Origin of the sequence: Andreprevotia lacus DSM 23236 (assembly GCF_900176275.1) — a bacterium.
In the GTDB taxonomy this organism is placed as follows: domain Bacteria; phylum Pseudomonadota; class Gammaproteobacteria; order Burkholderiales; family Chitinibacteraceae; genus Andreprevotia; species Andreprevotia lacus.
The window spans coordinates 172,645-186,738 of record NZ_FWXD01000001.1 but is presented as its reverse complement, the minus strand read 5'-3'; the positions used below and the strand labels follow the sequence as shown (position 1 = coordinate 186,738).

At 62.9% G+C, this 14,094-nt stretch carries 17 protein-coding genes and 3 tRNA genes; 14 read left to right on the top strand and 6 right to left on the bottom strand.

Features of this window, described 5'->3' with window-relative positions; translation table 11 throughout:
- Nucleotides 1-3: 3 nt before the first annotated feature.
- The 3 genes from B9A19_RS01035 to B9A19_RS01025 all read left to right on the top strand — a co-directional run bounded on the left by B9A19_RS01035 (nt 4) and on the right by B9A19_RS01025 (nt 1,511).
- Nucleotides 4-384, top strand: a complete 381-nt coding sequence (locus tag B9A19_RS01035; RefSeq protein ID WP_217806939.1) for a type II secretion system protein — start codon at nt 4-6, stop codon at nt 382-384.
- Nucleotides 359-850, top strand: a complete 492-nt coding sequence (locus tag B9A19_RS01030; RefSeq protein ID WP_084088673.1) for a type II secretion system protein — start codon at nt 359-361, stop codon at nt 848-850. Before B9A19_RS01035 ends, B9A19_RS01030 begins: the two co-directional genes overlap by 26 nt.
- Before the next feature lie 154 nt (nt 851-1,004).
- Nucleotides 1,005-1,511: an OsmC family protein gene (locus B9A19_RS01025; protein WP_084088672.1), complete on the top strand. Its 507-nt coding sequence runs from the start codon at nt 1,005-1,007 to the stop codon at nt 1,509-1,511.
- Between the two features lie 16 nt (nt 1,512-1,527).
- Here the strand turns inward: B9A19_RS01025 and B9A19_RS01020 are convergent, their stop codons facing one another.
- Both B9A19_RS01020 and nadA read right to left on the bottom strand, forming a co-directional pair.
- Complete coding sequence (locus B9A19_RS01020; protein WP_084088671.1) at nt 1,528-2,589, bottom strand: bifunctional nicotinamide-nucleotide adenylyltransferase/Nudix hydroxylase; 1,062 nt, start codon at nt 2,587-2,589, stop codon at nt 1,528-1,530.
- Nucleotides 2,590-2,639: 50 nt separating this feature from the next.
- A complete protein-coding gene (gene nadA / locus B9A19_RS01015; RefSeq protein ID WP_084088670.1) occupies nt 2,640-3,557 on the bottom strand; it encodes a quinolinate synthase NadA in 918 nt (305 codons plus the stop codon).
- Between the two features lie 246 nt (nt 3,558-3,803).
- Here nadA and B9A19_RS01010 point away from each other — a divergent pair.
- From B9A19_RS01010 to B9A19_RS01000, 3 genes are all read left to right on the top strand, one after another.
- Nucleotides 3,804-3,879, top strand: a tRNA-Gly gene (locus tag B9A19_RS01010).
- A 26-nt stretch (nt 3,880-3,905) separates the two neighbouring features.
- A tRNA-Gly gene (locus B9A19_RS01005) sits at nt 3,906-3,981 on the top strand.
- Between the two features lie 48 nt (nt 3,982-4,029).
- Nucleotides 4,030-4,103 (top strand) — tRNA-Cys (locus B9A19_RS01000).
- A gap of 57 nt (nt 4,104-4,160) precedes the next feature.
- Here the strand turns inward: B9A19_RS01000 and B9A19_RS00995 are convergent.
- Nucleotides 4,161-5,369 carry an MFS transporter gene (locus B9A19_RS00995; protein WP_245804231.1) on the bottom strand — a complete coding sequence of 403 codons (1,209 nt, stop codon included), beginning with the start codon at nt 5,367-5,369 and terminating at the stop codon, nt 4,161-4,163.
- A gap of 95 nt (nt 5,370-5,464) precedes the next feature.
- Between B9A19_RS00995 and B9A19_RS00990 the strand changes: the two genes are divergently transcribed.
- The 8 genes from B9A19_RS00990 to B9A19_RS22400 all read left to right on the top strand — a co-directional run bounded on the left by B9A19_RS00990 (nt 5,465) and on the right by B9A19_RS22400 (nt 10,919).
- On the top strand, nt 5,465-6,235 hold the full coding sequence (locus tag B9A19_RS00990) for an AraC family transcriptional regulator (RefSeq protein ID WP_084088668.1): 771 nt from the start codon (nt 5,465-5,467) through the stop codon (nt 6,233-6,235).
- Nucleotides 6,236-6,310: 75 nt separating this feature from the next.
- Nucleotides 6,311-7,231 (top strand): branched-chain amino acid transaminase, encoded by a 921-nt coding sequence (locus B9A19_RS00985; protein ID WP_084088667.1) that lies wholly within the window; start codon nt 6,311-6,313, stop codon nt 7,229-7,231.
- Nucleotides 7,232-7,245: 14 nt separating this feature from the next.
- The gene (locus tag B9A19_RS00980; protein ID WP_084088666.1) at nt 7,246-7,452 is read left to right on the top strand and encodes a zinc-finger domain-containing protein; all 207 of its coding nucleotides are present in this window, start codon (nt 7,246-7,248) and stop codon (nt 7,450-7,452) included.
- Nucleotides 7,453-7,604: 152 nt separating this feature from the next.
- The gene (waaF, locus tag B9A19_RS00975; protein WP_084088665.1) at nt 7,605-8,645 is read left to right on the top strand and encodes a lipopolysaccharide heptosyltransferase II; all 1,041 of its coding nucleotides are present in this window, start codon (nt 7,605-7,607) and stop codon (nt 8,643-8,645) included.
- Nucleotides 8,646-8,656: 11 nt separating this feature from the next.
- The gene (gene aroA, locus B9A19_RS00970) at nt 8,657-9,952 is read left to right on the top strand and encodes a 3-phosphoshikimate 1-carboxyvinyltransferase (protein WP_084088664.1); all 1,296 of its coding nucleotides are present in this window, start codon (nt 8,657-8,659) and stop codon (nt 9,950-9,952) included.
- A gap of 87 nt (nt 9,953-10,039) precedes the next feature.
- A complete protein-coding gene (locus tag B9A19_RS00965; RefSeq protein ID WP_084088663.1) occupies nt 10,040-10,375 on the top strand; it encodes a hypothetical protein in 336 nt (111 codons plus the stop codon).
- Nucleotides 10,372-10,539 carry a hypothetical protein gene (locus B9A19_RS22405; protein ID WP_176216723.1) on the top strand — a complete coding sequence of 56 codons (168 nt, stop codon included), beginning with the start codon at nt 10,372-10,374 and terminating at the stop codon, nt 10,537-10,539. Before B9A19_RS00965 ends, B9A19_RS22405 begins: the two co-directional genes overlap by 4 nt.
- A gap of 209 nt (nt 10,540-10,748) precedes the next feature.
- A complete protein-coding gene (locus tag B9A19_RS22400) occupies nt 10,749-10,919 on the top strand; it encodes a hypothetical protein (protein ID WP_176216722.1) in 171 nt (56 codons plus the stop codon).
- A gap of 6 nt (nt 10,920-10,925) precedes the next feature.
- Here the strand turns inward: B9A19_RS22400 and B9A19_RS00960 are convergent, their stop codons facing one another.
- From B9A19_RS00960 to B9A19_RS00950, 3 genes are all read right to left on the bottom strand, one after another.
- Entirely contained in the window at nt 10,926-11,519 is a 594-nt protein-coding gene (locus tag B9A19_RS00960; protein WP_084088662.1) for a hypothetical protein, read from the bottom strand.
- A gap of 11 nt (nt 11,520-11,530) precedes the next feature.
- Complete coding sequence (locus tag B9A19_RS00955; protein ID WP_084088661.1) at nt 11,531-12,973, bottom strand: DUF2867 domain-containing protein; 1,443 nt, start codon at nt 12,971-12,973, stop codon at nt 11,531-11,533.
- A gap of 140 nt (nt 12,974-13,113) precedes the next feature.
- Entirely contained in the window at nt 13,114-13,968 is an 855-nt protein-coding gene (locus B9A19_RS00950; RefSeq protein WP_084088660.1) for a helix-turn-helix domain-containing protein, read from the bottom strand.
- Between the last annotated feature and the right edge of the window lie 126 nt (nt 13,969-14,094).

Genomic DNA, 14,094 nt, shown 5'->3' with positions numbered 1-14,094 from the left:
TCCATGCTCCGCAAGTTGAATCGCAAACGCGGCTTCACGCTGATCGAGCTGCTGGTGGTGCTGGCCATCATGGCCACACTGCTGACGCTGGTGGTGCCGCGTTATTTCCAGCAAACCGACCGCGCCGCCGAGACCGTGCTCAAGCACAATCTGGTCGCCATGCGCGATGCGGTGGACAAGTTCTATGCCGATACCGGCCATTACCCGGGCAACCTGCAGGAACTGGTTGAGCGCCACTACCTGCGCGAAGTGCCGGTGGACCCGATCACCAGCCGCCGCGACAGCTGGCAGATCATCGCGCCCGAGGGCGGCGCGGGTGTATACGACGTGAAGAGCGGTGCCGATGGCACCGGCAGTGATGGGCAACCGTTCAAGTCGTACTAGCCGGCAAGGCGGCTTTGCCTACCTGTGGGCGCTGATGATGGTGCTGGTGATGGCCATCTATCTCGCCGAGGTGGGTGACGTGTGGCAAACGCGCAGCCAGCGTGCGCGCGAGGCCGAGCTGCTGCGCTATGGCGACGAAATCCGCATTGCCATCAAGCGCTACAACGAAGAAAAAACCATGCCCGGCCAGTACCCGAAGTCCATCGACGACTTGGTGCAGGATTCGCGCTCGCCCACGCCGCGCCACTATCTGCGCCGCCCGTACAAAGACCCGATCACCGGCGAGGACTGGAGCTATATCGCCGCGCCAGGTGGCGGCTTCATGGGCGTGTTCAGCAAATCGCGCGACAAGCCGCTCAAGCAGGCCAACTTCCCCACGCAATACGTCGGCTTTGCCGACAAGCAGACCTACGACGAGTGGAAGTTTGCGCATTGGCCTACCAGTGGCGGTGGCGGCCGCAGGTAAGCCTGCACACCCCCGCGCACCTTTGAGAGCAAGTAGCGCCACAAGCCGGCCAGACAGTTTTGCTGCCAGTTGACCAAGGCGTAACAGCCTTTGGCGCGGCAGATTGCCCTGCACATGCCATGATGAGACATCGTCACTGTCGTGCGAGATATCCATGCAAAGCGAACAACTGCGCGCCATCCAGACACCACTGAAGGAACGCTACCGCACCGAACCCGCTGCAGCGCAGCTCACGCTGCGCGCCGAGGGGCGGCTGGGCGAAGGCATCAGCTGCAATGTGGAAACCGCCAAAGCCATGGTTGCAGCCGGGCTGCACCCCGCCACCGGCGGCAGCGGCATGCAGGCGTGCTCGGGCAATATGCTGCTGGAAGCACTGGTGGCCTGCGCCGGCGTTACCTTGAGCGCCGTCGCCACCGCACTGGGCATCGTGCTGCGCGATGCGCTACTCAGCGCCGAAGGCGATCTGGATTTTCGTGGCACGCTCGGCGTGGACAAGACGGCGCCGGTTGGCTTTCAACGCATACGCCTGCACATCCAGCTCGACACCGATGCCAGCGACGAAGAGCTGGCCAGCCTGCTCAAACTGACCAAGCGTTATTGCGTGGTCTACCAGACGCTGGCGCATCCGCCAGAACTGGCGGTGGAACGCACCCGCAGTTAGGCAGACAGCGGCACCGTCAAATCTGGCCGAGAAACCAGTTCACGATATAGAAGTGGTCCTCGAACAGCTGCGCCTCCATGCGGCTGAACTCGGACAGCGGCACCCAGCTGGCGCGGTCGGCATCGTCGCCGCCGCGTACCTTGGGCAGACCGTCACCGGTCGGCGTCAGCTCGATCAGGAAAGCATGCGTGATGGTACGGCCACGCAGCGAACGCTGCGGGTGGTCAAACACGCGGTTGGCGCGGATCGAGCCGGCCAGCACCGGTGACGGCACCTTGAGGCGCGTTTCCTCTTTCAGCTCTCGGATCACCGCATCGCGGATCGGCTCGTCCTGCTCGACGAAACCACCCGGCAGCGCCCACAGCCCGCGCCCCGGCATGCCGCGCCGCCGCACCAGCAGGATATGGCCGGAGTGGATCACTACTGCATCCACTGTCACAAAGGTGGGCGGATAGGGCGCGGCGGCCCAGCGCTGACGGAAATCCTGCAAATAGCGCTGCTCGGCCACCACATAGGGATAGACCTCGCCCTGCTTGAAGCGCATCAACCAATCAAATACCGCTGGCGGCAATTTGTCGGCACAGTGCTCGAAATCGCTGCAGGTGTCGCTCAGAAAGCAATCGCGCAATTGCGCGGCGTCGATGCCCGGCTCATCCGGCACCTCGACGCGCTGCCACTGCGGAAACAACTGCAGGTAGTAGTTGTTGCGGTTGCGGCTGCTGCCCACCAGCCCGATGCTGAACTCGGCCGCGCGATGGCCCAGGCTGGCGGTATCCACCGCGATCACCTTGTCGACCAGGCTCTGTACCTCGGTCACCCACTGCTGGTCGTTGTACATGCGGTCCGAGCAGCCCACGACGAACACGCGCTCCTGCCATTCCGCCGGCAGTGCCGCGCGCAGCATGGCCTCGCGCTCGGACTGGGTAAACGGGTTGCGCGGGCTGATTGCCTGCCGCGACGAGCCGCAGATCACGATCAGTTTGTCGGCCTGCGCCAGCGCCGCCTCAATCACCTTGAGGTGACCGAGATGCACCGGCTGAAAACGACCAATGAAAACCAGATAATCAAAGCGTTGCATGCGCACTCCACATGAAAACGGGCGGTAAACCGCCCGTTTTTACTGCACCGTTACTGGTAATAACGCTTGGAGAACTCCAGCATCCGCTCGATCGGTTGGCGTGCCGCCTCCATCTGCGCATCGCTCAGGTAATCGATGCGCACACCCTCGCCCGCCTGCGCACGTTTCACCGCCTCGATGGTGTTCATCTTCATGTACGGGCACGAGTTGCACTGGCAACCGGCATAGATCGGTGCCTGGCGGATATCGAGGTCAGGACGGGCCAGCCCCATGTTGTAGAGGATGCCGTCTTCGGTGGCGACGAAGATCACCGCGTCCGGCTCGGCAGCATAGCTCTTCACCCAGTTCAGCATGCCCGAGGTCGAGCCGACATAGTCGGCCTGTTGCAGCACCGGCAGCGGGCTTTCCGGATGGGCGATCAGGTATTTGGCGCCCTGCACGCTGGCAAAGGCCTCGTCCAGCGCGCTCTGGTTGAATTTGTCGTGCACTTCGCAAACGGCGCTCCACAGCGGCATGCCGTAGTCGTACTGGAAGTTGAGGTAAGCGCCCATATTGCGGTCGGGCGAGAAGATCACCTGCTTACCCTCGGCATAGATGTGCGCAATGATGTCGTCGACGTTGCGACTAGTCACGATCCAGTCCGACAGCGCCTTGTGCTCGGCCGAGCTGTTGATATAGCTCACGTGCACGTGATCCGGGTGCGCCTCGCGCCATGCCTTGAGCGCATTCACATCAGTCTGTGTCACCAGCGAACAGGTCGAGCGCGAATCCGGCAGGATCACTTCAGCCTGCGGGTTCAGAATTTTTGCGGTTTCGGCCATGAAACGCACACCGGCGAACACGATGGTGTCAGCGCCGCATTCCTTGGCATAGAGGGAGAGTTCCAGACTGTCGCCGACCTTGTCGGCCATCTGCTGGATTTCGGGCTGGCAGTAGTAATGCGCCAGTGTCACCACTTTTTTGGTCATGGCAGTTCCTTCCATGTAAATCCGCCGGGCTGTCCCGTGCGGGTGATCGATTGCAAACAGCAATACCCCAACTGCCGAAGCCATCTTCCTGCGCGGTGCATCCCACCACGCCCGCATCGGCAACTGTGATTTTATACGCTAGTTCAAGCCTCTAGCCATATTTCTGCAATTTATTTGTGGGTTGGTGTTGACAGACGGCGGATGGGAAACCATAATGCGTTCCTCTGTTGCAGCACTGAAGCAGATGCGGGATTAGCTCAGTTGGTAGAGCGATACCTTGCCAAGGTATAGGTCGAGAGTTCGAGCCTCTTATCCCGCTCCATCCCTTCAGTGATTTGTATACAGTATGCGGGATTAGCTCAGTTGGTAGAGCGATACCTTGCCAAGGTATAGGTCGAGAGTTCGAGCCTCTTATCCCGCTCCAGTTACCAAAGATAAAATGGGAAAGTATTACTTTCCCATTTTTCTTGATGGCGCGATAGCAAAGCGGTTATGCACCGGATTGCAAATCCGTGTAGGTCGGTTCGACTCCGGCTCGCGCCTCCAGTTTTAAAAAGCCCAGTCACTGACTGGGCTTTTTTCATGGTCATTCGCAAGGGCTCCTCAGGCCTGGCGATGCTTGCGCATCTCTGGCAGCAGCGCCGTCAGCAAGCCCAGCAGCGGCAGCCACGCACACAGGCGGTAGACATACTCGATGCCGTGACTGTCGGCCAGATGCCCCAGCACACCGGCACCAATGCCGCCCATGCCGAAGGCAAAACCAAAGAACAAGCCCGACACCATGCCCACCCGACCCGGCATCAGCTCCTGCGCGTAAACCAGAATCGCTGAAAACGCCGAGGCGAGGATGAAGCCGATCACGAAAGTGAGCACGCCTATCCATTCCAGCCCCACATGCGGCAACAGCAACGTAAATGGCGCAGCGCCCAGAATGGAAAACCAGATCACGCGCTTGCGACCGATGCGGTCGCCTATCGGCCCACCGAGTATGGTGCCGGCCGCCACCGCAGCCAGAAACACGAACAGATGCAGCTGCGCCGCCTGTACCGAAAGCTGGTAGCGCTGGATCAGGTAAAAGGTGAAATAGCTGCTGATGCTGGTCAGGTAAAAATACTTGGAAAACACCAGTGCCATCAGCACCAGCATGGCGCCACCCACCTGCCGGCGCGACAGGCCGTTATCCACCACCGCCCGCGCGGCACGCGGCCGTGACAGGTGCTGGCGCTGATACCAGCTGCCGATCTGCCACAGGATCACGATACCCAGCAGCGCGGCCAGTGCGAACAAGGCCACACTGTGCTGACCATGCGGAATGATGATCCACGCCGCCAAGAGCGGCCCCATGGCGCTACCGGCATTGCCGCCCACCTGGAACAGCGACTGCGCCAGCCCGTGCCGCCCGCCCGAAGCCAGCCGCGCCACACGTGACGACTCGGGGTGGAAGATCGACGAGCCCGTGCCCATCAACGCCGCCGCCAGCAACAACCAGCCGAAGCCGGGTGCGAAGGCCAGCAACAACAGGCCGGACAGACTGCACGCCATGCCGAACGGCAGCGCATAGCGCTGCGGGTGTTTGTCGGTATACGCACCCACCAGCGGCTGCAGCAGCGAGGCCGTCACCTGATACGTAAAAGTAATCAGCCCGATCTGCGTGAAAGTCAGCGCGAAATTGCTCTTCAGCAATGGATAAATCGCCAGGATCAACGACTGAATCATGTCGTTGAGAAAATGTGCGCCACTGATGGCGCCCAATACGCCAAAACCGGTGCCGGCCGTGCCGCGCGCCAATGCGGCGCTGTCTGCCTGATTCATGAACATCCCTCCTTGAACAAACACGAACGATGCTAATTGCATCGCCCACGCCCGTCCTGCGAGAATCAGGCAACAATCATCGCAAAAAAGACTGCATGCTCGACAAACCGCCACGCTATCTGAGCTACCACCACAGCAGCGAAGCCGTGGTCGCCATGGCGCAGGACTACCTGCCCGAGCACGAAACACCGTGGCACCAGCACCCGCATGCGCAGCTCATCCATGCCGTGCAGGGTGTGATGCTGGTGACGACCAGCGCCGGCCGCTGGGTGGTGCCGCCCAGCCGCGCGCTGTGGATGCCAGCGGGCACGCAGCACCACGTGCGCATGGTCGGCCACGTGCAGATGCGCACGCTGTTCATCCGCCCCGATGCCGCGCCCGACCTGCCACAGCAGTGCGCGGTGCTGGCGGTATCGGCGCTGATGCGCGAGCTGATCGTGGCCGCCACCACGCTGGAGCCGCCCTACCCGGCCAACAGCCGCGCCAGCCGTCTGAGCCGTCTGCTGCTGGATGAAATCCTGCTGCTGCCCACCCTGCCACTGCACCTGCCACAGCCAGCCGACCCGCAACTGCAAGCCATCTGCGCGCAACTGGCCAGCGCACCGGACGAAACCGCAACGGTGGCCGACTGGGCAGCACAACTGGGCGTGGACGCCCGCACCTTGCAGCGCCGTTTCAACCGCGCCACCGGCATGAGCTTCGGCCAGTGGCGTCAGCAAGCCAGGCTGTTGCTGGCGCTGGAAAAACTGGCCTGTGGCATGAAAATCGTCGATGTGGCGCTGGACTGCGGCTACGACAGTCCGAGTGCGTTTACCGCCATGTTTCGCCGCCACTTCGGCGTGGCGCCCAGCGCGTTTTTCCGCTGAAAGACAGGATGAATGACGTGGTTTTCCGTTACAATCGAAGGCTTTGCGACACCGAATTCAACTAGGAGAACTCCCATGTCGATGGCCGACCGCGATGGCGTCATCTGGTACGACGGCAAGCTCGTGCCTTGGCGCGAAGCAACCACCCACGTACTGACCCATACTCTGCACTACGGCATGGGCGTGTTCGAAGGCGTGCGCGCGTATGAAACCAGCAAGGGCGCAGCCATTTTCCGCCTGCAGGATCACACCAACCGCCTGTTCAATTCGGCCAAGATTCTCGGCATGAACCTGCCGTTCTCCAAGGAAGAAATCAACGCGGCCCAGCTGGCCGTGATCCGCGAGAACAAGCTCCTGGCCGGCTACCTGCGCCCGATGGCGTTCTACGGCCCGGAAAAACTCGGCATCGCACCACCGGCCAACAATGTGCAGGTGATCGTTGCGGCATGGCCGTGGGGCGCTTACCTGGGCAAGGAAGGTCTGGAGCGCGGCATCCGCGTCAAGACCTCCAGCTTCAGCCGCCACCACGTGAACATCACCATGTGCAAGGCCAAGGCCAACGGCAACTACATGAACTCCATCCTGGCCCACCAGGAAGCAGCGCAGGACGGCTATGACGAAGCCCTGCTGCTGGACGTGGACGGCTATGTGGCCGAAGGCTCGGGCGAAAACATCTTCGTGATCCGTGGCGGCAAGATTTACACGCCGGACCTGACCTCGTGCCTGGACGGTATCACCCGCAACACCGTGTTCCAGATCGCCACCGAAATGGGCCTGCAGGTGATCGAGAAGCGCATCACCCGCGATGAAGTGTATATCGCCGACGAAGCCTTCTTCACCGGCACCGCAGCCGAAGTCACTCCGATCCGCGAGCTGGACAACCGCCCGATCGGCATTGGTTCGCGTGGCCCGATCACGACGGAAATCCAGAAGCGTTACTTCGACATCGTGCAAGGCCGCGATGAGAAGCGCGCTGAATGGCTGACTCTGGTCTGATTGAGGAGCAAGCAATGACCGTGCAAAAAGAAAACACCCAGCGCGTGATCGAAGTTGGCGCTGCCGACCTGCCGCTGCACTGCCCGACGCCGGACCAGATCGCCTGGAACGGCCACCCGCGCGTGTTCCTGCCGATCGAAAAGAAAGGCGAGGCCCTGTGCCCGTACTGTGGCACGCTGTACAAGCTGCGGGCCGGCGAAGTCATCAAAGGCCACCACTGATCGGACGGCAAAAATCCGCTGACTGCGTTGTACTCGCTTGCCGTACGCCTTGTACTGCCTGCGCGTCGTACGCCTTGCCACCGGACTTTTGCCAACCGTTCCGGCGCACAACCCCAAAGCGGCGCACTGCGCCGCTTTGCACTTGAAGTCGCATGAAGAAAATCCTGATTGTCGCCCCCGCCTGGGTCGGTGACGCCATCATGGCCCAGCCGTTGTATGCGCGGCTGAAGGCGCTGCACCCCGACGCGCAGATCGATGTGCTGGCGCCGGCATGGACGCGCCCGCTGCATGCGCGCATGGCCGAGATCAGCGAGTCGTTCGACAACCCCTTCGGCCACGGCCAGCTCAAGCTGGGCGCACGCTGGAAGCTGGCACGCCAGCTCAAGCAGCGCGGTTACGATCAGGCCATTCTGCTGCCCAATTCGCTCAAGTCGGCGCTGATTCCGTTCTTTGCCGGCATCCCGGTGCGCACCGGCTGGACTGGCGAAGCGCGCTATGGCCTCGTCAACGACCTGCGCGTACTCAAGCCGGCCGAGCTGCCGCAAATGGTCGAGCGCTTTGCCGCGCTGGCCGAAGTGGCAGGCGAAGCACCGGCCCGCCCGATACCGCACCCGCGCCTGCGCGTGAACAGCGCAGAACGCCAGGCCACCTTGCACAAGCTGGGCCTGAACCTGGCCCGCCCCATCGTGGCCTGCTGCCCAGGCGCCGAATACGGCCCGGCCAAGCGCTGGCCGGCGCAACACTTTGCCGAGTTCGCGCGTGATGCCATGTCGCGCGGCCTGCAGGTGTGGCTGTTCGGCTCGGGCAAGGACAAGGAAATCGCCGACGAGATCGCCGCACTGGCGCCCGGCGTGCAGAATCTGGCCAGCCAGACCACGCTGGCCGAAGCCATCGACCTGATGAGCTTTGCCAGCGTCGCCGTCTGCAATGACTCGGGCCTGATGCACGTTGCCGCCGCGCTGCAAGTGCCGCTGGCGGCCATTTATGGCTCCAGCAGCCCTGAATTCACGCCGCCGCTGTCGGCGCAGGCCGAGATCGTCACGCTCGACCTGGAATGCAGCCCCTGTTTCGAGCGCAGCTGCCCGCTCGGCCACATGAACTGCCTGAACCAGCTCGATGCCCCGCGCGTGGCCGCCGCCGTTGCGCGCCTGCGCCCCGACATCTGGCCCTCCACCATCAACGCCCCTCTCTGAGATCACGGCCCATGGAATACCTCGACCTCTCCCCGATTTCCCGCGTTGCCGGCACCGTTGACCTGCCCGGCTCCAAGAGCATTTCCAACCGCACCCTGCTGCTGGCCGCGCTCAGCCGTGGCGAAACGCTGGTGAAGGGCCTGCTGGCCTCGGACGACACGCAACGCATGCTGGAAGCACTGGCCATGCTGGGCGTGCAATGGGAGCAGATCGGTGACAGCCGTGACTTCCGCGTGCACGGCTGCGGCGGCGATTTCCCGGTCAAGACAGCCGACCTGTTCCTGGGCAACGCCGGCACCGCCTTCCGCCCGCTGACCGCTGCACTGGCACTGGCCGGCGGCACCTACAAGCTGGAAGGTGTGGCCCGCATGCACGAACGCCCGATTGGCGATCTGGTCGATGCGCTGCGCCAGGCTGGCGCGCAAATCGACTACCTGGGCGTCGAAGGCTACCCGCCGCTGCAGATCAAACCGGGCCAGATCGCCGGTGACCGCGTGGCAGTGAAGGGCAACGTATCCAGCCAGTTCCTCACCGGCCTGCTGATGGCGCTGCCGCTCACCGGCCGCAGCTTCACCGTTGAGGTGGTGGGCGAGCTGATCTCCAAGCCGTATATCGAAATCACCCTCAACCTGCTCAAGCGCTTTGGCATCACCGTACAGCGCAACGGCTGGAGCGAGTTCGTCATTCCGGGCGGCCAGACCTACACCAGCCCGGGCGAAATCTTTGTCGAGGGCGATGCCTCGTCAGCCTCCTACTTCCTGGCGGCCGGTGCCATCGGCGCTACTGCTGCCGCACCGGTCAAAGTCACCGGTGTGGGCAAGCAGAGCATCCAGGGCGACGTGCGCTTTGCCGAGGCGCTGGAAGCCATGGGCGCAGTGATCGAACGCGGCGACAACTGGATTGCCGCCAGCATGCCGGCATCGGGCAAGCTCAAGGCCATCGACATGGACTTCAACCACATCCCCGATGCAGCCATGACCATTGCCGTGGCAGCGCTGTTCGCCGAGGGCACCACCACCTTGCGCAACATCGAAAGCTGGCGCGTGAAGGAAACCGACCGCCTCTCCGCCATGGCGACCGAACTGCGCAAGGTCGGCGCCACCGTCGAAGAAGGCCAGGATTATCTGGTGGTCACCCCGCCGGCCAGCTTCACGCCGGATGCTGCCATCGGCACCTATGACGACCACCGCATGGCGATGTGCTTCTCGCTGGTATCGCTGGCTGCGCCGGTACGCATACTCGACCCGGGCTGCACCGCCAAGACCTTCCCGACGTATTTCGACGAGCTGAAGAAAATCAGCGTCTGATCACTACGATCACGGCACAACGGTGACCGGTGCTCAGGCTGGCTTTGCGCTAGCTTGAGACACCCGTCGCCGTTTTTCTTTTCCGGAATGCAAAATCCATCCTCCCGCACCGGCTGGTGGCCGCTGCTGTGGTATCTGCTACCGCTGGTATTGTTTGGCTGGCACGCGTGGGGCTATCACGACTGGCTGCGCAGCCTGCCAGCAGATGAGCTGCGCTGCGGCATGCCAGCGCTGGGTCTGTTGTTCGGCCCACCCACGCTGGCGGCACTGATTTCCGCCGCGCTGTTGCTGCACGGGCTGCTGTGCCACGCCACGCAGCCCAAACCGCGCGACCGCGGCGCGCTGCTGCGCCGCATGCAGGTGATCTCGGCCGGCATGGCGCTGACCATCAGCGTCGCGTTTGTGGGCACTGCCCTGCTATGAGGTCGCGCTGGCAGCCACTGCTGATCGAATACCGCCGGCCGTGGAAGCTGGTCACCTTTGCCATCGGCCTCGCGCTGCTGCTGGTCGGTGTCACCCTTACCCCGGCGCCGGACTGGGATGTGCCGGTATGCTTCATCATGGCCATTCCCACCAGGAGCGGCTAACAAAACCCTGCTGGCCACGTTCTGCTCATTTGCCGTACGTATTGTACTGTCCGCATTTCGCACGCCTTGCCAGCACCGTTTCACTGGGTTTTCTTAGCCGCTCATACCTCAACACAGGCTGGAGCCTGCATGCGCTGGTGGAGCGCCGCTGACGTCACTGGCCGCTGGCGCTGCTGTGGATCTGGCTATCGGTCGATGGCGGCTACGCCTTGTACTGGCACTGGCGCGACCCGAAAGTGCTGGACCTGATGCGCAGCGCCAACTTCCCGGCCTCGTTGGCGCTGTACGGCATGTGCGGGCTGCTGTGGTATTACGAAGGCCGCTTGCGCGACTGGCCAGCACAGGCGCGTGCCTGGTGGCATCAACAGCAGCAAGGCTAAGCGGCGCTATTCTTCGAGGGCGTGGGGCTTGAAACGCCAACCGGTCTGATCCCGCTCGAAATAGACCGTACGCGTCTCGCCACCCCATGAGGCTTGCGCGCTGGCTTGCCCGCCGTGAATCTCGACACGCGTCAATTTGACGTTATCGAGATATTCCCAGACAAAGCTGGTACCCGAATCCGTACGGCGGTGATTGCCCTCCAGCTCGGTAACAAATTCGCGCGGTTGCTTGACTTGCTGCAATGCCTGCCTGAATGCGCTCGGCGAATTACCCGGCACCGGATCGCGCCAGCCGTATTTTTTCTCGATCTCGATGCAGCCTGTCGATGGGGGATGGCCGGAATTCCGCAACACGGTCATTCCTTCTACCGATTTGGTCATGGTGCAAATCATGATCGCGTTGGCCAGATGATCGCGTACCGTACCGTCAGCCAGTGCATCAAAGTAGCCGGCCAGATCATGCTGATGAAGCGCCGCGCGCGCTGCCTGCAAGGCTGCCTCCGGGCTGGCGTGACGATCCGGCAAGGGCTCTGACTGACAGGCAGCCAGCAACATGGCAACCATGGCAGGTACGGCAAAGCGCAGCGGAGACAGATGCATGCCCGAGACCCCTAATGCTGCATTTGCGGCTGCACGACATCCCATTCAGGCAGCTCAGCCGTTGCGGGCGCACGCACGGCAAGCAGATGACGGACAGCCTGGCGCAGCATGGTGGGCGTGATGTAGCCACGGTGCACGCGGTCGATCACTGCCATGTAAAAACGGCCGAAGCCATTTTTGCAATGCACACGCGTGCCCAGCGTAAAGCGCACCTCCCCGCCATCGAGCACGTCCACCCCTACGCAGGAACGGAATTGCAGATGTTTGTCATCGGCGCCCAGCACGACCTGAGCATGCTGCAGGTCCGGGGCAATCTGTTGTGCCAGCACCGGAAAACGCTGGTCGAACAAACAGCGTCTATCGTTCGACAACAGCGATGAAACCGGGCAGCCCAGCGGCGAAGTACGCAAGCCCATCGGTCGCACCAGCAGATTGCGAAATGCCATTAACCGCGAAACGCCGGACGGGGCGTTCTCCAGAAAACCATCGAGCAGGGTACTCAGCAAAGCCGGCGCACCCAAGCGCGCCAGCGCAGGATCAGCCAGGACCAGCGCAAAAGTGTCCTCGTGATGAATGGCCTGCCCGGCCAGTTGCTCCGGCAGCAGCGAACCGGCGGGGGCATCGCTCAGTTCGTCCACCTGCAATTCCCGACGTTGTGCAGCCAGATAGCCCTGGGCATCCCGCCTGCGCCCCAGCAAGCCGCGCACCAGCCCGCTGCCGCAGCGCACCGATCGGCACATCAGCGCGTGCAAGGATCCGGGGGGCGCATCAAGCGCCAGCGTCGTCGTCGGTATCTGCCGTCTGGTCAGCGGCTCGGCCTGCAGCAAATCGAGCACGCTTTGCGGCAACAGCTCGGTCAATGCCGGAATATTGGCCGCATCGGCCAGCACCTGAGCGCGCAACGCCGGCGACAAATCGCCCCCCAGCTCGTCGGTATGGCAAGAAAGGGCGAAAAAGGCCGGGTGCAGCCTGTTGCCGGCCAGTGGTGCGAACTGATGCCAGGTTTCGCCACCGAAACGTATCGTGAACAGACTGTCCGGCGGGATATTGATGAAGCGCAGCGCATCGAAAAACGCCTGCGGATCGGCAGCGATCTGCGTTGGCGAAGCGGTGCTGAAGCGCAATTGCGCCCCGCCACTACCCGAGATCGCCGTGAACATGCGGTGGCCGGCATGGCGATGAAACGGGTGCCCATTCGGGCCGACCGAGAAGCTATACAGCGCCGTGGCATCCCCCTTGGCAAAATCGGTTGCCCCCAGCCGCGCCGATGGCTCGTCCAGTTCATCCACGTATTCGGCATGCTGTCGCTGCCTGGCTGTTACACCCTGATAAACCTGATCCCCGGCACCGTGGCCCAGCTGGGCAATCAGCGACACCTCGACCGGCAGCCCGCCCGCCTGCGACGGAATGCGGGCCGATGGAAAAGTCCGGGTCACTTTGCGCAAAGCCTGCATCAACCGCCTCCTGGAAAGCACGACAAGCACTTGCATCATCTTGACGCCGAAATACCCCGGCACGCAAGCGCACCGGCATGCCGTGGCTGGGCAACAAGCATGACTGGCGGCCAGCGCAGCACACCGGTCGCCCGCACCGATCAGTGCGTGTAGCGGGCGCGGAACCCGGACGGCGTGCAGCCCTTGGCGGCCAGAAACTGGCGGTTGAAATGCGCGAGGTTGCGCCAGCCCGCCTCATCGGCAATCACGCCTACCGGTTTCTGCGTCTGAATCAACAACTGGCAAGCATGACCGATGCGTAGCTGCGTCTGGTAGGCCAGCACCGTCTGCCCGGTGTGGCGTTTGAAAAAGCGGTGGAACGCGCCCACCGACAAGGCCGCCTGTGCGGCCAGATCGGCCACGGACAGTGATTCGGCAAAACGCCGATGCAACACGTCCAGTACACGGGCCAGACGGTCGCGGCTGGCGTCCTGCGGCGGCAATGCTGCCGTGCCAGCCAGGAGCTGCGACTGCGTATCGGCCGCCAGTTGCACCAGCACATCAAGCAGCAGCGGCACGCGCTGCGCGGCATTCGCGTCGTGCAGCGCCAGCAGCAAGGGCCGCACCTGTGCTGCCACCGGGGCGGAGAATGCCAGCGCATGGGCGGCGCGCTGTGTCAGTGGCCGCAGCACCGCCAGCTCGGGCAGGCCCTCAATCAAACGATCCAGCCAGGTGCGGCTGAACCACACCACCACGGCCAGCATGGGCCGTTCGGGGTGCAGCGGCGTGGCGGCCGACCAGGTATGCGGCAGGTTGGGCCCCACCAGCACCAGATCACCGTCGTCGAATTCGCCCAGGTGATCGCCCACATAGCGCTGGCCACGCGCGTTCAGGGTCAGGGTCAGCTCGAATTCCGGGTGGTAGTGCCACTCGAAAGGCAGGCTGGGCAGCTCGCGCCACAGCAAGGCCCACGAACTGCCGCCAGGCACGATGACATGCTCGAATTGCGGCTTCAATTCTCACCCTTCAATCAAACATCAACGTCACTATCGTATCAATCGACGTCAGTTCCGGCGTAATCGGCCAGCCCGGCGGTGGCGAGAATGGCCGTACACCCCAACAGCAGTGGCAACGCGCCACCC